Below are 20,134 nucleotides of genomic sequence, written 5' to 3' on the forward strand. Positions count from 1 at the left end.
CCGTTAGGAAGCGATCTCCATGACCGGTAGGCCCGACACGGCGTGTCCCCGGCCACCGGCGCCGATCAGCGACTACGGGTTGCTGGGTGACACACGCACGGCCGCCCTGGTCGCGAGCGATGGCGGGATGGACTGGTTCTGCGTGCCCCGCTTCGACGGCGAGCCCCTGTTCGGCCGGCTGGTCGGGGGCCCGGACGCGGGAACGTTCCGGGTCGGACCGGCCCGGCCCGCCACGGTCCTCGAACGACGTTACCGGCAGCACACCGCCACCCTGGAGACCACCTGGGCGGTGGGCAGCAGCCGGCTCAGCCTCACCGAGGCCATGGTGGCCGAGGTCAGCGGTCGCCTGCTGCCCACGACACTGATCGTGCGGCGCCTGTCGGCCGAGCATGCGGCGGTCGACGTCGTCGTGGAGTTCGACCCCCGCTTCGGCGCCCGGCACCGCCGGCCCCGGGTCCACCACCAGCGCCAGGCCCTCGTGTGTGAGTGGGGGCCGCTGGCGGTCGCACTGGACAGCACGCCGGAGCTCAGCATCGAACCGGGTCGGCCCACCTCGATCACGGTTCGGCCAGGCCGTCCGGTCACCCTCGTACTGGCCGTGGCCTACCGCGAACCGCTGATCCACGTCGAGCCGACAGCCGCCTGGGAACTGCTCCTCGCCGACGAGAACCGGTGGCGGGCCTGGACCGCCGAGATCGACGAGACGTTGCCTTTCCGGGAACACGTCGTACGAAGCCTGCTCACCCTGCGGCTGCTGACCTACTCGCCCTCGCGCGCGCCGGTGGCCGCGCCCACCACGTCACTGCCCGAGGATCCCGGCGGGGTGCGGAACTGGGACTACCGCTATGTCTGGCCCCGTGACGCCAGCATCGGCGTCAGCGCCTTCCTCAGCGTCGGCAAGACCAACGAGGCCTACGGCTTCCTCGCGTGGCTGTTGCACGCCAGCCGGCTGCAGCGACCACGCCTGCCGGCACTGCTCACCCTGCACGGCCGCCACGTACCAACGGAACGGGACCTGCCTGGCTGGCCCGGCTATCTCGACAGCCTCCCGGTCCGGATCGGCAACGGCGCCGCCGGGCAACACCAGCTCGATGGCTACGGCTGGGTGATCGACGCCGCCTGGGCGTTCGCGCAGGCCGGACACCGCCTCCACAGCGAGACGTGGCGGGCGGTGCGCGGTTTCGCCGACGTGGTCGCCAAGTGTTGGCAGGAGCCCGACGCCGGTATCTGGGAGGTCCGCGAACCCGCCCAACACGTCCATTCCAAACTCATGGGTTGGCTCGCCCTGGACCGCGCCCTGGCCATCGCCGACACCCACCCCCTGCCGGACCGCCAACGTCGACGCTGGCAGGAATCCCGAGGTGCCATCGCCGCCGAGGTCCGGACGCGCGGCTTCGACCCGGCGGCGGCCAGCTACGTCCGCAGCTACGGCTCCCAGGACCTCGACGCGGCCCTGCTCGTCCTGCCGCTGCTCGAGATGGACAGCATCGAGTCGCCCCGTGTACGTGGCACCATCGACGCCATTCGCGACAGGCTCTCCGCCGGCGGTCCACTCCTCTACCGCTACCCGCCGGGACGTGACGGCCTCCCCGGCTCCGAGGGCGCGTTCCTGCCCTGCTCATTCTGGCTCGTTCAAGCCCTCGCCCGCACCGGACGCCGCCGCGAGGCGACCGAGCTGTTCCAGACCATGCTCGACTACGCCAGCCCGCTCGGCCTCTACGCCGAAGAGCTGGACCCCGCGACCGGCGCTCACCTCGGCAACTATCCCCAGACCCTGACCCACGCCGCGCTCATCCAGGCCGCACTCGCCATTCGAGACGCCCCCACCGGTGATCCCGGAGCCTGATCCCGGGCCAGCCCTGGTCGAACCGCTGCGCAGCCGACGGCCGCGGCGCCGGAGAGCGCCGCGGCCGTCGACCGTACCGATCGCTGATCAGCCCGTCGGTAGAACGGCCTGACCCTTGCGGTAGTTCCTGCCGCCGCCGTCGGCGGTGTAGTTGTTCTCGACGTTGCCCGCCGAGTCCACCGAGAACCAGTGGACCTTCGTACCCACGGGAAGGGTCAGGGTCTCCCCGCCCTCGCGGATACCCGCCGAGCCGTAGAGCACCGAGGAGTACGTGGGTGCGCTGCCGTCGACGGTGTAGAAGACCGCGGCCGGCTCGGTGACGCCGAAGGTCACGTTCACCATCCCCGCCGTCGTGCTCGGGGTGACGGACATGCTGCTCTCCGGCCGGGTGTGGTCCTTGTCGAAGTCCCGCGCCACCCGCATGAGCTCCACCAGGCCGTTGGCGAACTCCATCGTCTCGTCGTGCGCCTCGTCCCACTCCGGTTGGAACTCGGTGCCGACCTCGAAGTTCCAGGCGTAGATGCCGTACTTGTACCAGAGCATGTCGCCGGAGTTGCCCGCCGCCGAGTAGAGCACGTCGGAGATCGGGCCGGTGCGCGCCGGGGTGACCGCCAGGTTCCGGTGTTGCTTGATCGAGGTCAGGATCCGCGCCGAGGCGCCCCAGAACGCCGATTCCTGGGCGAGCGTCGGGCGCGGCGCCGAGATCCGGTCGGGCAGGGCGTACGCGCCGGGTGACCACATGAAGTAGTTGCCCGACGAGTGCAGGTTCATGGAGAACTTGATGTTCGGTCGGGCGGCCAGCCAGTCGAGGTTCCTGTTCTCCGGTTCGGACAGCTCGCTCGGCCCGGCGTACGTGCCGCTGGTGCAGCTCGTGGACGCGCCGGAGTAGCCGTCGAAGAGGCTGTACTCCGTGTAGTTGCGGTTGTTGTCCACGCCCCACGAGTTACGGCCGAGGTAGTCGGCAGCTCCGGTGAGCGGGCAGTGGTTGGTCATGTTCTTACGCTGGGAGTTGAAGTCGTAGAAGGAGTAGTGGCCACCGTCGGGGTTGACCGACGGCGCGATCCAGATGTCAAGGTTGTTGAGCAGCTGCTTGGTCTGCCCGTCGTGCGCGTAGTTGCGCAGCAGCCGCTCGGCGGTCTCGATGGTGACCAGCGGCGGCACCCATTCCCGGGCGTGTTCCTGCGCGTAGGCGAGCACACCCAGCTTCGAGCCGTCGCGGTGTTTGCCGATCCGGATGGCGTACACCGGCTGCGGATCGCGGGAGACGCTGGCCGGCGCGCTGAGGCCGTCGCTGAGCGACGTCGGCGCTGCCGGCGCGACCACGCCGGTGCCCGCGCTCCCCCGATAGGTGTACGCCCGGACCAGCGACCCGGCCCCGGCGTTGAGGGCCGCGACGACCTGCGCTGCCGTGCTGGTCACCGCGCCGGCGGCGTCGGTGGCGAGGTTCACCCGGATGGCCTTGCCGGTCACGTTCACCGACAACGCGGCATTGGCGGCGCCGGGGTCGGCCAGCTCGACGGAGATGTCGTTGCCGCCCTGGTGCCCCCACGCGAGGGAGTCGACCGCGACGCGACTGTCGTTGGCGGTGCCGAGCACCGCCTGCGCTTGGCGCCGGTAGCCGTTGGTCCGGTACGGCAGTTCGACGATCTCGGCCAGGTCCGGGAACGCGGCGGCGAGCTGGTGGATCCGCCCGTACAGCTCGGTGGGTGTCAGGTAGCTGGTGACGAAGTCCTTCTGGTACCCGGGGCCCTCCGGGTTGGTGTCCGGAGTGGGCAGCCACTCCTGCACCTTGGCCACGGCGACATCACCGGTGGGGCTGGTGATCCGGACGTAGTCGGGGCGGCTCGTCACCAGCGAGGCGCCGCGATGGTAGAGGTAGACGCCGGCGTCGACGAAGCGGGAGATGGTCTGTGTCCCGCCGGAGCCGATCTCGGTGCCCGGGCCGCTGTCCCGCGCGACGGTGAGGGTGTTGGTGGCCGTCTGGCCCTGCGCCCACTTCGCCTCCACGGAAAGGACCTGGCTGGTCCCCGAGGTGTAGTAGTCGGCGCGGATGATCTTGATGTCGGAGACGTCCGCCGCCGTTGCCGTCGTGGAGAACTCCCGGTTCTCCGCGACGTGCTCCGCGATGGTCGCCTCCCGTTCGGCGACGCGAGCCCGCGCGTCGTCCGGGCGATGCACGACGTTGCCCAGGGTGAACCCGGCGGCCGTCAGTGCCGCAGCCTCATTGGGCGTGATCACGGCGTGTGCGACCACGCCGTTGTCCGTCCGTGTGACGTCGTGGTCGAGGTCGACGCCGGTGGCGACGAGTGCGTCGAGCTGCGCGGTGTCGGCGAGCAGCACCTCGACGACGCTTGCCTCCTCGTCAGCGATGCGACCGAGGTCGGCAGGCGGTGGGGCCGCCTGCGGCACGATCGCCGCAGCCGGACTGACCAGCAGCACGACGGCTGCGGCAGCGGCCAGCGCGGCCGGGACGGGAAGGCGGCGGCGCCACCGTGGACGTAGGGGATCATGCATTGTCATGTCCGCCCTTCTCGGGTTTTCTCGGCATGGATGGCCGAATGACGTGCCGAGGGTCCCGCCCGGGGTACGCGGTTCCGCTCTGGTGGTCGCGTGTGGTCGCTGCCCGGTCAGCAGCGCCCACGACGCGGAGAGAGGGAAGGTGGTGTCCGGTTGCGGCGGACCGAGGCTGCCCGCATCGCCGACCTGCGGGCAGTTAGTGCCGATCTGTGAACGAGAGGCTGTGCCGGTGACGGTCGGTGGACTGATCCAATCCTCAGCGTGCCGAAAGTGATCTGTCAATACCTGGCGGGCCGCCATTGATCTATGCGGCAGGACAGCGACCGCCGGGGCGAGTCAGTCACCCAGGTACGACAAAGTCGCCGGTCTCATCGACCACCAGGACCGCGTCCGGGCCACCGAACCGGTCGGCGATCAACTGCCGCAGGTCGTCGCGCACCGCGTCGGCGTCCCACACCGCCCGGTACAACAACCTTTGCATCGCATCCGGCCGACCGTGCCCGGCCTGCTCCGCCAGCTGCCAGCACGTCTCGACCTCAAGATTAAACAGAGGTAACGGGTACGCGTCAGCGTGGCGGCGAGGCCTGCTCCAGTGGGCGTCCGTGGGCTCGGATCGTGTCCGAGACGGCGACGCCGAGCAGGACGGCGACAGCTGCTGCAGCGACCCCGAGTGGCGGCAGACCGACCGTCACCGGCGCCACGGCCGCGAGGACGAGGATCCCGATCGGCCGCGGCCGGGACACGCGGGCGAAGGCAACGTACTCGAATACTGAGCGACCGGCCAGGTAGAGCGCGGGCCCGCCGAGGATGGCGCCGACCCAGGCGGGTTTGGCGTGTCCGGTTGGATCCATGAGGACGAGTTCGGAACCGGCTGAGGTGGCGAGGATGCCGGCCACCATGAGCAGGTGGGAGAACTCGGCCAACCGACCGAGCCGGCCGGGGTCGGCGGATGCCGCGATGGCCTCGCCCAAGATCTGGCCGGCTCGGTAGAAGTAGATCCGCCACAGCAACACCGTGGTGAGGAACGCCAAGGTAAGGGCCAATGTTCGTTCCGCCACGATCGGACCGCGTAGAAGACTCGATCCGGAGGTCAGGATCGTCTCACCAAGCGCGACGATGACGAGCTGCCAGTAGCGTTCGGCCAGGTGCTCGCCCGCGACGGCCCACGGGGATACCCGCGAGCGACCCAGCCGCGGTACCGGCCAGCCGAGCCTGCCCCCCAGGTAGTCGATCGCCAGGGCCAGCGTCCACAGCGAATTACGCGCCACCTCAGGCGCGAAAGCTCCGGCGAACCACGGCACGGCCGACACGCCGAACCAGACGAGCGCCAGTATGTTGACGCGGCGCAGTTCGTGACCCCGTACGACGAATACGAAGAAGAGGGTGCGGCCCACCTGGATCGCGACGTACGTGCTCGCGAAGAGCAGGCCAGTCTCCGCGAGAGCCCCGGATATCGCGACCGCCAGGAACAGACTCCCCAGCATCGTCGCGAGGACAACGAACTGGATCTCCGGCTGGAACGGATCGAATCTGCTGGTCATCCATGCCGTCTGGGTCCAGATCCACCAGACGGCCAGGAGCAGCAGCAGAGTCTCGCCGTTTTCCGAAAGGGAGGTGGTCAACGTCTCGGCGACGTGCTCCCTGGTGTAGTCCAGCACCAACTCGTGCACGATCCGGGTGAGCGCGAACACGTACACCAGGTCGAAGAACAGTTCCAGGAAGGTCGGCCGCTGCGGACTCTCCCGCCCGCGCAGCAGATTGGCCACTCTGTTCGTCGTCACCGGCCCGCCCGCTTCGTCGGCTTGTCGCTGAAGCAGTCGTACCACGTCGCCGGCGCCGGCCACGGACAAGTGGCAGCCCTGGTGACTAAAGGGCCTGACGGCCAACGAGGCCTGCCACCGCGCCCAGCATCGTGCTGTCCCATTCCGGCAACGGCCAGCTGACCGACGTGCTATGGACGTTTCGCGCTGACGCCGGCGCAGACGGATGGGGCGTCTGATGGGATCTTGGGGGAGGTCAGGTTGGTTCGGGCACCTGACGTAGATCCTGGGCCTTGCGGCGTACCCCGGCGGGTCGGACCTGCAGCACACCGGCGGCGGACAGCACCAGGGTCGCGCCCGCGAGCTGAATGGCGCTCAGTGATTCGCCGAGGATGAGCGCGGCCAGCGCGGTGGTGACCACGGGTTCGAACGTCGACAGGATCGCGGCGCTCGAGGGGCCGGTCCGCCGCAGGCCCGCGAAGAAGGTGAGCATCGCCACCACGGTGGAGACGACGGCGATACAGATCAGCCAGAACCATCCTGGCAACCCGAAGTCGAGGTCGACACCTCCCGTGACGAGGGCGCGTGCGCCGAGGGTGCCGGCGGCCCCGGTCATCACCAGCGCGGCCAGCACCACGGGTGGCAGCTCATGCACGACGGAGTCGGCGACGAGGATGTAGATCGTGTAGACCATCGCGGAACTGAAGGCCAGCAACGCCCCGAGCGGGTGGAAGCTCGCCCCGCCGGCGCCGAGCAGAACGAGGAGCGTTCCGCAGGACGCGGCCAGCAGCGCGGCACAGCGCCCCGGTGTCATCCGGTCTCGCCCGAGCAGAACCGCCGTCACGGTGACGAGGACGGGGTAGGTGTAGAGGATCAGGGACAGGAGCGAGGCATCCATCAGCTGAAGAGCCGAGAAGAACAGGCTCGCCTGAGCGGCGTACCCGACCGCGCCCAGGCCGATGGCGATGGCCAGCACGCGTCGGCGTGCTGTCGCTGGACGGCGGCCGGGTTCTCCCCCGTTCTTCCCGGCTCCTCCTCGGCGCAGACCCGGCCGCAGGAGCAGGAGCAGTGCCAGCACAACGGCCGCCAGGCTGAAACGCACCAGAAGCAGCGCCCCGGGCGCGACGCCCGCCTCGTAGGCGAGCTTTCCGAAGATCGCCATGGCGCCGAAGCACGCCGCTGAGAGGAGACACAGTGCGAGACCCACGGCGTTGAGCATCGGGGACCGAACTCATCAGGTCCAGTGATGGTTCGTGGACTCAACCCGTTAGCATTCCTGGATGGTGTTGCAGGATCTTCGCCGCCTCCGCTTCCTTCGGGAGTTCGAGGAGCGGGGCACCCTGGGCGCCGTGGCCGCAGCTCTCGGCTACAGCCCGTCCGCGATCTCCCAGCAACTGACCCTCCTGGAGAAGGAGGTCGGTACGCGGTTGTTCGAGAAGGCCGGGCGAGGTGTGCGACTGACTGATGCCGGGCAGCTGCTGGCCCAGCACGCGCGAGTGCTGCTCTCGGCGGCCGAGGCGGCAGCCGCGGACCTGGCGGCCTTGGACAATGAGGTCCGCGGCACCGTCCGGGCCGGCGGCCTGCAGTCGGCGGCCCGTCGCCTGTTGGTGCCGGCCGTGGCCCGCATGATGGTCGACCATCCCCGGGTGCGCACGGAGATCTTCGAGCTCGAACTCGAAATGGCCCTACCCGGCCTGCGGTTGGGTGCGGTCGACCTGGTGATCGGCGACGAGTACGACGGGCATCCACGGCCCCGTCCGGCCGGGCTGCGCTTCGCACTCCTGCATGAGGAGCCGCTGAAGGTGGTGCTGCCAGCGACGCACCCGCTGGCCGGGCCGGGAGGACCCGTCGCGGTCGCCATGCTGCGGTCCGACGTCTGGGCCACCTCCGCGGAGGGGACCGGCCATCACGCGATGGTCGTCGGGACCTGCCGCTCCCTCGGCGGATACGAGCCCGACCTGCGGCACCGCTCCAACGACGCAGACGTTCAACTCGAACTCGTCCGCGTCACGGGAGCCGTCGCGTTGCTGCCGGCATTGACCCTGCCGGCGAACGACCCCACTCTCGCTGTCTGTGACGTTGCCGAAGCCAACATCAGGCGCCGTCTGGTCGTGGTCACCCGAGATGCCCCGCCGACTCCCGCCCTGACCGCCCTCCTGGCCGCCGTGACAGACCAGGCGCACAAGCTCACCTGAGTCGGGGACGTTCTGACCCGAGCCGGGACGCCACTGACCCACCAGCCGTCAGCGCCGTTCCGGCTCGCTCGTCACGCGCTGCGGCAAGGCTTTCGATTCGAGACCGGTCACGTCGCCCCAGGGTCCTGCACCGGATGGCTTTCGAAGCCGCTTGCGGCTGTGCCGCATGGTGGGCCATAGTCACCCCCATGATCTCTTCACGGAAGGGCGGCGACGCCCAGGCGCGATGAGCGCCCCCGCGCGGCGCAACGACGCCGCGATGCCCGCACAGGCCGTCTATGGCAACAACGTTCGTGACCTGTGGCAGCAGGCCGTCGGGATCCGGCAGGAGTGGCTTGGCCACGCCTTGTCCACAGAACCGGCCGACAAGCCGACCACCGAACGCTGTTTGACCGCCATTTACGCCAGAATGAAGCGGCCGCGACCCCGATTCGAATGGGTCGAGTCGCCCGACAAGGCACGCTCCCTGATCACCGGATGGCCCACCCTCGACCAACTCTACGAGTGGATCCGCGACCCTCGTCCGCGCGGAACACCACCACTGGCGAGCGATCTCGCCATGGTCACCTCCCAGCTCCGTGGCGCGCTGAGTGCGAGCGTCATTCACACCGATCCGGAGCTGTCACCGATGCGGGCGGGCAAGACCAAAGAACCATGGCCCGAACTGGCACCGCTACAGGCGCTCGACAGCGGCGTTCCGCTCGGTGTCGTGTTGCACCAAGGCGTACGCACGGCACTGCACCGGAGCCTCGCGCACGGGTACTACCTACCCGTGCGTGCCGCACTGGCCGGCAGCGGTCCGGTCCCCGTTTGCTGGTACGGCCAGCAGGACGCGTCGTGGGTCGCCTACTACGACACGCTGCATCGACTCGGCCTTGCCCGGTACGGGCCGGACGAGGCCGAACACCTCAACGCGTGGGCCAGCCTGGCCCGCTCCTGTGGCTGGTGGTGGCCGGGTGAGGACGTCTGCGTCGTGGTGGACCGGCCCCAGGAGATCCGAACCGAGCCGGTCGCCGCAACGGTGCACGAGCCGGTCCGACTGCGACCTCGCGGTCTGCGCTACCGCGACGGCTGGCAACCCCTCCTGAAACTGTGACCTGAGCCGACAGCCGGCCGGGTCGAGGCTCCCATCAGGCCCGGCCGGCACCGCCGTCCACCAGCCAGCCGCTTCCCTACGTCTCCGTCCACGGACAGAGCGCGCACGACACGTCGCGGGCAAGGCGAAGGGAAGGCACGCGACAGGGTGGCTGAACGTGAATCTCACCTGACTCGACAATTCTCCCCCTAGGTTCGATGCGCAGGACGCAGCCGAACCGGGGAGAGACGTGGACAGCTATCCGGCGATCGAGGATCACGGACTCATCGGCGACCTGCAGACCGCCGCGCTGGTGACGTGCGACGGGACGGTCGACTGGTTCTGCGCGCCGCGCTTTGACTCGCCGAGTATCTTCGCCGCGCTGCTGGACAAGGAGAAGGGTGGCTACTTCCGTATCGCGCCGCACGACGTGCGGTACGTCACCAAACAGCTCTACCTCCCCGGCACACCCATCCTGATCACCCGGTTCATCAGCGCCGACGGCGTGGCCGAGGTGATGGACTTCATGCCGGTCACCGGCGAACGGGCCACCGACGCGCACCGCCTGGTCCGCATCGTCACCATGGTCAAGGGCAGCATGCGCTTCCGCGTGGAGTGCCGGCCGCGGTTCGACTATGCCCGCGAAGGGCATCAGTTGGAGCGCCACCACAACGGGTACGTCTTTCGCGGCCGGTCGACGACGCTGACATTCAATCCGGTCGACCCCGCGCGACGGTTGATCTCCGAACGCGGCGACATCCGCCATGAGGGCGACGACCTCGTCGCGTACGGCACGCTGAACGAGGGCGACACTGGCGGGGTGGTCCTGGAGACTGGCGGCACCGAGCCACGGGTCATCCCGCCGGAAGAAGTCCAGGGCATGTTCGAGTGGACCCGGGACTACTGGCGGCGCTGGCTTGAACGCTCCCGCTACACCGGCCGCTGGCGGGAGATGGTCGAGCGCTCCGCCATCACGCTGAAACTCATGACGTACGCGCCGACCGGTGCGATGATCGCCGCGCCCACTGCCGCGCTGCCGGAGCTGGTGGGCGGAACCCGCAACTGGGACTACCGCTACACCTGGGTACGGGACACGTCGTTCTCGGTGCACGCGTTGCTCGGCCTCGGCTTCACCGAGGAGGTCAGCCGGTACATGGATTGGTTGGACGAGCGGATCCGCGAGGCCGGCGACCTCCAGGATCCACTGAAGATCATGTACCGGGTGGACGGCTCCTCCGACCTGCACGAGGAGGTTCTCGATCACCTGGAGGGCTACCGCGGCTCGCGGCCCGTGCGGATCGGCAACGGCGCCGCCGACCAGCTCCAGCTCGACATCCACGGCGAGGCGCTCTACGCCATGCATCTCGCTGACGAGCAGGGCATCCGCGTCTCGCACCAGGTGTGGAAGAGCACCGTCCGGCTTGTCGACTGGCTCTGCAACAACTGGGATCGGGCCGACGCCGGCATCTGGGAGAGCCGCCACCACCCCCGTAACTACACCTTCGGCCGGGTGATGTCCTGGGTCGCGCTGGACCGGGCCGTCCGCCTCGCTCTTCGGACCGGCCGGCCCGGAGACGTCACCGGCTGGACCGAGCATCGCAACCGCATCTACAACCAGGTCATGGACCGCGGATATGACCGGGGCCGCGGCACCTTCGTGCAGGCGTACGACGAAAGCGTGCTGGACGCGGCGTTGCTCGCCATGCCGGCGGTCGGCTTCGTCACGCCGAGCGACCCACTGTGGCAGTCCACCTTGGCCGCGATCGAGCGCGAACTGGTCTCCGACAGCCTGGTGCACCGGTACGACCCGGTCCACTCCCCCGACGGTCTCCCTGGCCACGAGGGCACCTTCAACATGTGCACCTTCTGGTACGTCGAGGCGTTGGCCCGTTCCGGCCGCCTCGACGACGCCCGACTCACGTTCGAGAAAATGTTCACCTTCAGCAACCACCTCGGCCTCTACGCCGAGGAGATCGCCGCGACCGGGGAGCAGATCGGCAACTATCCCCAGGCGTTCAGCCACCTTTCATTGATCAACTCAGCGCTGACGCTCAACGACCTGCTCGACGCCGAGGCCGACGCCCGCAGGCGCCGGTAGCGCGGGGGCACGCTCCGGCCAGGCGCCGTCGCGGGCGGTGCCGTCGCGCGCGGGCCTACCGACTTCATCGGCGTCCGCGCACGAAGAGCTACTTTCGTCCGCCTCGGACGAAAGTTCGGTTGAGTTGAAGGAAAGTCATAGACACGCCTACATGTCTTTTGTAGCGTCGGCCAGGTCGATGGTGTTTCGTCGCGGTTAACCGCCACGTTGGCGGCCCTGGCTGCCGGCCGGCATCTGACCGCACCTGTCCCCTACCCCTGCCCTCCGCCCGTTCCCGACCACGCAGTCGCGAGGCCGTCGGCAACCTGACCGGGGTGTGTTCTCGCGTCCTACACCGACCCCGGCGGTGACGGCCTACCGTCCCTGACCGGCACCGATGAGGTCGTCCTCGTCCCCAGCGCATAACGTTCGATAAGGAGAGACCATGTGTTATGGACATGACGGGATGGCCGCGCTGCGGCGCTCCGTCGACCGGCGCACTCTGCTGCGCGGCACGCTGGCCGCCGCCGGCGTCGGGCTCGCCTCGTCCGGCCTCAGCGCGACGGCCGCGTCGGCCACCGCTCACCGGGCCGGACGGCAGCACGTACCCCCGGGTCTGATCAGCATCCAGCTGTGGACCGTGCGCGACGCCCTGTGGGGCGCACCCGGCTACGACGCCACCCTCACCCACCTGGCCCGGCTCGGATACCCGCGCGTGGAGCTGGCGCTCGGCTACTTTGGTCGGACCGCCGCTCAGCTGCGCCAGTTCCTGGACGGCATCGGCATCAGGAGCAGCTCCAGCCACGACGGGATCAGCGGTACTGCCACCGAGCTGGAGCAGAAGGTCCAGAACGCGGTCACCCTGGGCCAGCAGTTCATGGTGGTGCCCTACCTGTACTCCGAGAGCACGGACGACTGGAAACGCTGGGCGGAGCAGATGAACGTCGAGGCCGCCGCGGCGCGGGCAGCCGGCCTGCGCTACGGCTACCACAACCACGCCCACGAGTTCACCATCGACCTCGGCGGCGGCAAGCGCCCCTGGGACGTGCTGACCGCGGAACTCGACCCCCGGCTCGTGCACCTGGAGGTCGACCTCTACTGGGCGGTCACCGGTGGCATCAACTCCGGCGACGGCGTCGCGGATCCCGAGGGCTTCACCCTGGACGTCATCCGTTCCGCGCCGCAGCGCGTCCTGCAGTACCACGTGAAGGACCGGGACGAGGCCACCGGCGACATGGCTGACCTGGGCACCGGGACGATCGACTTCGCCCGGATCTTCCGGGAGCACTCGGTGCTGGAGTACATCGTCGAGAACGATACCCCCGATGTGACGCCGCAGCAGACGGCCGAGGTCGGCTACCGCTACCTGCGCAAGCTGCGGTACTGAGACACCTCCGAGAGGAGTGCTGACGGGCACCGGGGCCGGCCGGAACTGCCGGCCCCGGTGCCCGACCGACATTTCATTCAATTGACTGCCGATAACCACTCTCTCCGTTCGAGAGAGTGGTTATCGGCATGCCTTTAAACCGTCGCGTCCGGCGAAATGTAGGCGACCCCGGAATATTGACCCTTCGGAATTGATCTCATAGGGTGCAGGCAACGTGGAAAGCGCTTTCTTACCACCGTCCCCAATAAGGAGCGCGTGTATGAGACGCCAACGCACGCTACTGTTCGCCCTGCTCGCGGCCGTCACACTCCTGTTGCCGAGCACGGCAGCGACCGCCGCCGAATCCGCCACCGACGCCAATTTCCGGGTGCTGGTCTTCTCCAAGGTCACAAACTTCTACCACGACTCCATCCCGGCCGGCGTCGCCGCCATCCGGCAGCTCGGCGACCAACAGGGTTTCGCCGTCGAGGCGACCACCGACGCGGGCGCGTTCACCGATGCCAACCTCGCTCGATTCGACGCCCTCGTGTTCAACAACACCAATTCCACCCCGGCCTCCGGCGACCTCCTCGACGCCGACCAACGGGCCGCGCTCCAGCGGTTCGTCCGTAACGGTGGCGGCTGGGTCGGCCTGCACGCCGCGTCGGCGAGCGAGCGGAACTGGTCCTGGTACGAGGGGCTGGTCGGGACCATCTTCGACCAGCACCCGGACTTCTCCGCCACGGGCGGCACCTTCCCGGGCCGGATCAAGGTCCTCGACCACGCCCACCCGTCCACGAAGGACCTGCCGGAGCTCTGGGAGCGCAGCGAGGAGTGGTACAACTGGCGGGCCAACCCCACCGGCAAGGTCCACACGCTCGCCCAGATCAAGGTGCGCGACGGCATTCCCGGGCTCGACGAGGGCACCGACCATGCGTACTCGTGGTGCCAGAACTACGACGGCGGGCGCTCCTGGTTCACCGCCGGCGGGCACAGCTCCTCGTCGTTCCAGGAGCCGGCGTTCCTCGCGCACCTGCTGGGCGGCATCAAGTGGGCCGCAGGCGCCGTCCCGGGTGACTGCGGCGCCACCAGGACCACCAACTTTGAGCGGGTCCCCCTGGTCAACCAGGACCTCTCCGACCCGTTCGAGCTGGCGGTGGCGCCGGACCGCCGGGTCTTCTACATCGAGCGCACCGGCGCGCTGAAGGTCGTCAACCAGGACACGCTCACGGTCACCACGCTGCTGGACTTCGCCTACACGCCGGCGCAGACCAGTCAGTCCGACGGCCTGCTCGGCATGACGTTGGACCGACACTTCGCTGACAACAACTGGCTCTATCTGCTCTGGTCCGACCGGGTGGAGAAGCAGCTGAACCTGTCCCGCTTCACCGTCGACGGTGACAGTGTCAGCCTCGCCTCGGAAAAGCGTCTGCTCACGATCCCGACCTGGCGCGGTGAGGCGCGCGCCAACTCGCACATGGGCGGCTCGGTGACGATGGACCAGCAGGGCAACCTGTACGCCGCGATCGGTGACAACACCGACCCCTTCGAGTCCAGCGGCTTCACCCCGATCGACGAGCGGTCCGGCCGGCGCGCGTACGACGCCCAGGGCACCGCGGGCAACACCAACGACCTGCGGGGCAAGATCCTGCGGATCAAGCCCCTGCCGAATGGCAGGTACGCCATCCCCGACGGCAATCTGTTCGCCCCGGGCACGGCCCGGACGATGCCTGAGATCTATGCGATGGGCATGCGGAACCCGTTCCGCATCACCGTCGATTCCAAGACGAACGCGCTGCTCGTCGCCGACTACGGCCCGGACGCCCGGTCCGCCAACCCGGCCCGCGGGCCGGAGGGCACGGTCGAGTTCAACCGGATCACCAGCGCCGGCAACTACGGCTGGCCCTACTGCATCGGCAACAACATCCCGTTCAACGACTACGACTTCGCCACCGCCACCTCAGGGCCGACGTTCGACTGCGCCGCGCCGGTCAACGACTCGCCCAACAACACCGGCCTGACCAACCTCCCGGCGACCAGGCCGGCCCTGGTCTGGTACGCCTACTCGGCCTCCCCGCAGTTCCCGGAGCTGGGCACGGGCGGCGGCGGCCCGATGAGCGGGCCGGTCTACGACTACGACCCGTCCAACAAGCGGCTGACCAAGTTCCCCGAGTACTACGAGGGCAAGTGGTTCGTCTACGAGCTGACCCGCAGGTGGTTCAAGACGCTGTCGATCCACGACACCGCCCAGACCTTCAGCGATCCCCGCTTCGGCCCCACCAACGCCGGTGACCTGCAGTCCATCAACGGCATTCTCGGCGATATGTCGTGGATCCAGCCGTTCGAGGCGGAGTTCGGGCCGGACGGCTCGCTCTACGTCATCGACTTCGGCGAGGGCAGCGGCAGCGGTCGGGGCGGCAGCAACGAGGGCGCCGGCATCTACCGCATCGACTACGTCGCCAACAGCCGGCCGCCGGTCGCCAGGCTGGCCGTCGACAAGGACAGCGGCCCGGCACCACTGACCGTCGCCTTCTCCAGCGCCGGCTCCAGCGGGCCGGACGGTACCGCGATCCAGTACGCCTGGGACTTCGACGGCAACGGCAGCGTCGACTCCACCGCCGCCAACCCCAGCCACACCTACAGCACGCCGGGGCGCTTCACGGCCCGGCTCACCGTCACGGCCACCAACGGGCAGACCGCCGTCGCCGTTCAGGAGATCACGGCCGGCAACACGCGCCCGACGGTGACCCTCAGCGTCCCCGACGGGGCCTTCTTCGACTTCGGTGACCGCATCCCGTACACGGTCACGGTCACCGACCCGGAGGAGAGCACCATCGACTGCGCCAAGGTGGTCGTGCAGACCCAGCTCGGCCACGACTCACACGCTCACCCGCTGGACAACTACGTCGGCTGCACCGGCGTGGCGGTGACCGAGAGCAACGGCGGCGACGGGCACGGCCCGGGACAGAACCTCTACACGCTGCTGTCCGCGCAGTACACCGACGGCGGGGCGAACGGGGCGCCGGAACTGGTCGGCTCGACCCGGGCGGAACTGCAGACCAAGAGCAAGGAGGCCGAGCACTTCGACGGCCAGAGCGGCATCCAGGTCCTCGACCGCGCGACAGCGAGCGCCGGCAAGCGCATCGGCGACATCGATCACGGCGAGTGGATCAGCTTCGGCCCGGTCAACCTCCGCAACATCGACTCGGTCACCTTCGGAGTCGCCTCGGGCAGCGGCGGCGGCGACATCGAGATCAGGGCCGACTCACCCACCGGCCAGCTCCTCGGCCGGGCCACCATCGGCGGCACCGGCGGCTGGGACAACGTCGTCTCGCCCACCGTCGAGCTGACCGATCCGGGCCGCACGACCACCCTTCACCTGGTCTTCGTCAACCCGAACCAGACGGGTGGCACCCCCGACCTGATGGCGCTGGACTGGCTGCGCTTCAACGGCGCCGGGGTGCGCGAACAGGCCGACGCCACGGTTTCGGCCTCGGCCACGCCCACCACGGGCACCGCGCCGCTGGCGGTCGCGTTCACCGGGACAGCCTCGCCGGCGCCCGGGCGCACGATCACCGATCACGCGTGGGACTTCGGCGACAACTCGGCCGTCGCGCACGGCGCGTCGGCCAGTCACACGTACGCCCGCAAGGGCACGTACACGGCACGGCTGACCGTCACCGACAGCCTCGGGGCGACCTGGTCCTCGACCGTGGTCGTGACGGCGAGCTGAGCGACACGGGTGGCGGGGCGGAACGTCGCCCCGCCACCACCGACCCGGCGCGGCCCCCAACAGCCTCCAGCAGCCGCTATCCGCGGCGCTGCCCTCTGTGGCGTGACCACCTGCCCCTCCGACTTCCGGGAGCCAACGATGAACTCCACCTTCGCCCGCCCGTCCCGCCATCGACCGCGAGCCCGGTACCTGCTCGCCGTGTCGCTCGCCGCGACACTCCTGCCGTTCACCGCGGCTCCGGCGTCGGCCGCCGAACCCGAGACGCCCGCCGCGGAACAGGTCGCCGACGACCTCTGCCCGTGGGGCTACACCACCTCGTCCACGGTCTTCTTCGGCCATGGCGGCGCCGACTCGGGCGTACCCAACCACGACCTCGGTGACGGGTGCACGATCCTGGACGCCATCTGGGCCGGCGCGCCGTTCGCCGACCACGGCGGCTTCGTGCGCACCGTCAGCGGGCTGGCCAACGCGCTCCGACAGGATGACGTCATCACCGCGCGGGAGAGCGCGAGCATCGTCCGGGCAGCGGCCGCCTCCGAGATCGGCCAGCCGCAGCCGGCACCGGGGACCCGCGCGGTACCCGACGACCGGATCGGCCTCGTCCTCTACACGGTGCGGGCCACCATGCCGGCCGCACCGGAGGCCACCCTGGCTGCGCTCGCCGCCTGCGGATACCGCAACGCGGAACCCTCGGGCGCGGTGAACAACTTCTACGGCAAGCGGGCCGCCGCGCTGGCGCCCCTGGTGGCCGACGCCGGGCTCTCCGTCCCGTCGATCGGGATCGGCCTCGGCGATCTCCAGAACAACCTCGACGGCGTCATCGCCGACGCCCGGGCGTTCGGCGCGAAGTACGTCCGGATCTCGGGTTCGGGCTCGTGGACGCTCGACGACTACTCCGAGATCGCGGCGACCCTCAACGCGGTCGGCGCCGAGCTCAAGCAGGCGGGCATCACGGTCGCCTACCACAACCACGGGTTCGAGTTCACCACTCAGGAGGGTGGCGTACGCGGCTACGACGTGCTGGTCCGCGAGACCGACCCGAATCTGGTGGCGATGGAGCTCGACCTGTACTGGGCGTCCAGCGTCGGCGCCGACCCGGTGGAGCTGATCAAGCAGTACCCGGGCCGGTTCTCGCTGTTCCACGTCAAGGACATGGCCGCCGACGGCTCCTTCGCCGACGTGGGCGAGGGCACCATCGACTTCGCCCGCATCTTCGCCTACAGCCGGATGAGCGGCGTCGGCCTCTTCCTGACCGAGAACGACAGCCCCCGCCCGGACGGCGTCTCGTCCGCGTGCGACAGCTACGCGAACCTCCGCGCCCTGCGCTACTGACAAATCCCACAGATTCGCCCGCTCCGGCCTGTCGGCCGGAGCGGGCGATCGTCTGCCTAGCGCCGCCGTCGGCTTCCTCGGCTACCCACTGCTCGGTCGGCGGCCGCAACGACCATGACTCCATCGGCGTCTTCCAGCACCGCCCCAGCCAAGGCTGGGGCACCATCGCGCAACGGTCCGAGCCCGCGCTCACCGACGGCTGGTGCTGCACCGGCATCCGGGGGCCAGCGATTAGGGGCTCCTACTACTCCTCCTCGGCGAACACGATCTCTCGGCGCTTGCGAATCGTCGGGAGGACGGCGACGACGAGCGCCGCCACGGCCAGGGCCAGGAGCACTGCGGAGATCGGTCGGGTCAGGAAGACCGAGGCGTCGCCGCGGGAGATGATGAGCGCCCGCCGCAGGTTCTCCTCAAGCAAGGGGCCGAGGACGAAGCCGAGCAGCAGTGGCGCCGGCTCGCAGCCGCACTTGATCAGGAGGTAGCCCAGGATCCCGAAGAACGCGATCGCGTAGACGTCGTACGCGTTGGACCCCAGTGAGTAGGTGCCGATCGCGGCGAACAGGACAATCATCGGGAACAGCACCTGGTACGGGATGCGCAGCATGCGCACCCAGATGCCGATCAGCGGCAGGTTCAGCAGCACGAGCAGGACGTTGCCGATCCACATCGACGCGATCAGACCCCAGAACAGCGCCGGCTCGTCGGTGATGACGTTCGGGCCGGGGGTGATGCCGTGGACGATGAACGCGCCGACCATCAGCGCCATCACCGGGTGGGCGGGCAGACCCAGGGTGAGCAGCGGAATGAACGACGTCTGTGCGGCGGCGTTGTTCGCCGACTCGGGGCCGGCGACGCCCTCGATCGCGCCGCGCCCGAACTCCTGTTGCCGCTTCGAGATCCGCTTCTCGACGGCGTACGAGGTGAACGAGGCCAGCACGTGGCCACCGCCGGGCAGGACGCCGAGCGCGGCGCCGAGACCGGTGCCCCGCAGGATCGGTCCGACGATTCGGCGCCTGTCCTCGCGGGTCGGCCAGAGGTTCTTCACCGTGCTGACGACCGTCGTCCGGGTCTGCTCGTTCTCCAGGTTGCGCAGGATCTCGGCCACCCCGAACATGCCGACGGCGACCGACACGAAGTCGATGCCGCCGTACAGCTCGCGCTGGTCGAACACGAAGCGGGGGGTGCCGGTGTAGATGTCCTGGCCGACCGTGCCGAGCAGCACGCCGAGCGCGATCATCGCCAGTGCCTTGAGCGCCGTGCCACGCGCCAGCGCGATCGACACGATCAGACCGAGCAGCACCAGCGAGAAGTAGTCGGCCGGGCCGAACTGTAACGCGACGCTGGCAAGCGGTGGGGCCGCGACGGCCAGCGCGACGGTGGCCACCGTACCCGCGACGAAGGACCCGACTGCGGCGGCGGCCAGGGCAGGACCGGCCCTGCCCTGCCGGGCCATCTCGTGCCCGTCCAGCGCGGTGACCGCCGCCGACGACTCACCGGGCAGGTTGATCAGGATGGCGGTGGTCGAGCCGCCGTACTGTGCGCCGTAATAGATGCCGGCCAGCATGATCAGCGCCGTCACCGGCTCGAAGCTGAACGTGATCGGCAGCAGCATCGCCACCGTCGCCGTCGGCCCGATGCCTGGCAGCACGCCGACCGCGGTCCCGAGCAGCACTCCCACGAAGCAGTAGAGGACGTTCTGGACCAGGAGGGCGGTCGAGAAGCCCAGCGCGAGGTTGTCGAGAAGTTCCATGCCTCAATCCGGATGCCGCGTCAGAACCCGAGCCACGGGCCCCATAGCGGGATCCGCAGCTGAAGTCCGACGACGAAGATGAGCGTGCTGGCCACGGTCAGCCCGGCGGCCACGGCCACGGCCGTGAGCAGCCGTACGCGTGAGCTGGCCAGTGTGGTGAGCAGAGCCGTCACCGCCGACGTCGGTACGAATCCGAGGCGCCGGACGGTGAGTCCGAAGAACAGGACCGCGAGCACGATGAGAGCGACCGCACGCCACGGGATCGGTCCGAACGAGATCACCTCACCGGCGATGAGTCCCTTGAAGATGATCGCCAGGCCCAGGACGGCCACCGTTGCGCCGACCAGCAATGGGAAGGCCCCGGGGCCCATCCGCAATGGGGTGCCCAGCTCGTAGCGGAGCGACCCCACCACGAATGCACCACCGATCAGGACGAAGATCCCTCCGGCGAGGACGTCCGGGAACGACCGACGGCGCTCCACC

At 69.2% G+C, this 20,134-nt stretch carries 13 protein-coding genes; 7 read left to right on the forward strand and 6 right to left on the reverse strand.

Annotation, left to right across the window (positions count from 1 at the left end; all coding sequences use genetic code 11):
* The first annotated feature begins 19 nt into the window (after nucleotides 1-19).
* Nucleotides 20-1,846: a glycoside hydrolase family 15 protein gene (locus tag ACQEUX_RS11765; RefSeq protein WP_433045551.1), complete on the forward strand. Its 1,827-nt coding sequence runs from the start codon at nucleotides 20-22 to the stop codon at nucleotides 1,844-1,846.
* Between the two features lie 87 nt (nucleotides 1,847-1,933).
* On the opposite strand, the gene ACQEUX_RS11770 is transcribed toward ACQEUX_RS11765, so the two are convergent.
* The 4 genes from ACQEUX_RS11770 to ACQEUX_RS11785 form a co-directional block, all read right to left on the reverse strand.
* Nucleotides 1,934-4,366, reverse strand: coding sequence for a M14 family metallopeptidase (locus ACQEUX_RS11770; RefSeq protein ID WP_433045554.1), 2,433 nt, complete (start codon nucleotides 4,364-4,366; stop codon nucleotides 1,934-1,936).
* 337 nt (nucleotides 4,367-4,703) lie between these two features.
* Entirely contained in the window at nucleotides 4,704-5,024 is a 321-nt protein-coding gene (locus ACQEUX_RS11775; RefSeq protein WP_433049766.1) for a transposase, read from the reverse strand.
* The gene (locus ACQEUX_RS11780; protein ID WP_433045557.1) at nucleotides 4,930-6,207 is read right to left on the reverse strand and encodes a low temperature requirement protein A; all 1,278 of its coding nucleotides are present in this window, start codon (nucleotides 6,205-6,207) and stop codon (nucleotides 4,930-4,932) included. Before ACQEUX_RS11780 ends, ACQEUX_RS11775 begins: the two co-directional genes overlap by 95 nt.
* 172 nt (nucleotides 6,208-6,379) lie before the next feature.
* On the reverse strand, nucleotides 6,380-7,285 hold the full coding sequence (locus ACQEUX_RS11785; protein ID WP_433045560.1) for a DMT family transporter: 906 nt from the start codon (nucleotides 7,283-7,285) through the stop codon (nucleotides 6,380-6,382).
* Between the two features lie 118 nt (nucleotides 7,286-7,403).
* Here ACQEUX_RS11785 and ACQEUX_RS11790 point away from each other — a divergent pair, with 118 nt between their 5' ends.
* From ACQEUX_RS11790 to ACQEUX_RS11815, 6 genes are all read left to right on the forward strand, one after another.
* A complete protein-coding gene (locus ACQEUX_RS11790) occupies nucleotides 7,404-8,318 on the forward strand; it encodes a LysR family transcriptional regulator (RefSeq protein WP_433045563.1) in 915 nt (304 codons plus the stop codon).
* A gap of 226 nt (nucleotides 8,319-8,544) precedes the next feature.
* A complete protein-coding gene (locus ACQEUX_RS11795; protein WP_433045566.1) occupies nucleotides 8,545-9,414 on the forward strand; it encodes a DUF6745 domain-containing protein in 870 nt (289 codons plus the stop codon).
* Nucleotides 9,415-9,643: 229 nt separating this feature from the next.
* Nucleotides 9,644-11,491, forward strand: a complete 1,848-nt coding sequence (locus ACQEUX_RS11800) for a glycoside hydrolase family 15 protein (RefSeq protein WP_433045569.1) — start codon at nucleotides 9,644-9,646, stop codon at nucleotides 11,489-11,491.
* Between the two features lie 424 nt (nucleotides 11,492-11,915).
* Complete coding sequence (locus ACQEUX_RS11805) at nucleotides 11,916-12,857, forward strand: sugar phosphate isomerase/epimerase family protein (RefSeq protein ID WP_433045572.1); 942 nt, start codon at nucleotides 11,916-11,918, stop codon at nucleotides 12,855-12,857.
* A 259-nt stretch (nucleotides 12,858-13,116) separates the two neighbouring features.
* A complete protein-coding gene (locus tag ACQEUX_RS11810; protein WP_433045575.1) occupies nucleotides 13,117-16,569 on the forward strand; it encodes a ThuA domain-containing protein in 3,453 nt (1,150 codons plus the stop codon).
* Nucleotides 16,570-16,707: 138 nt separating this feature from the next.
* The gene (locus tag ACQEUX_RS11815) at nucleotides 16,708-17,901 is read left to right on the forward strand and encodes a sugar phosphate isomerase/epimerase family protein (protein ID WP_433045578.1); all 1,194 of its coding nucleotides are present in this window, start codon (nucleotides 16,708-16,710) and stop codon (nucleotides 17,899-17,901) included.
* A 244-nt stretch (nucleotides 17,902-18,145) separates the two neighbouring features.
* On the opposite strand, the gene ACQEUX_RS11820 is transcribed toward ACQEUX_RS11815, so the two are convergent.
* On the reverse strand, nucleotides 18,146-19,651 hold the full coding sequence (locus ACQEUX_RS11820) for a tripartite tricarboxylate transporter permease (RefSeq protein ID WP_433045581.1): 1,506 nt from the start codon (nucleotides 19,649-19,651) through the stop codon (nucleotides 18,146-18,148).
* Nucleotides 19,652-19,671: 20 nt separating this feature from the next.
* The gene (locus ACQEUX_RS11825) at nucleotides 19,672-20,133 is read right to left on the reverse strand and encodes a tripartite tricarboxylate transporter TctB family protein (RefSeq protein WP_433045584.1); all 462 of its coding nucleotides are present in this window, start codon (nucleotides 20,131-20,133) and stop codon (nucleotides 19,672-19,674) included.
* Between the last annotated feature and the right edge of the window lies 1 nt (nucleotide 20,134).

The sequence above is a fragment of the Micromonospora sp. CA-259024 genome, assembly GCF_050936255.1.
Taxonomy (GTDB): Bacteria; Actinomycetota; Actinomycetes; order Mycobacteriales; family Micromonosporaceae; genus Micromonospora.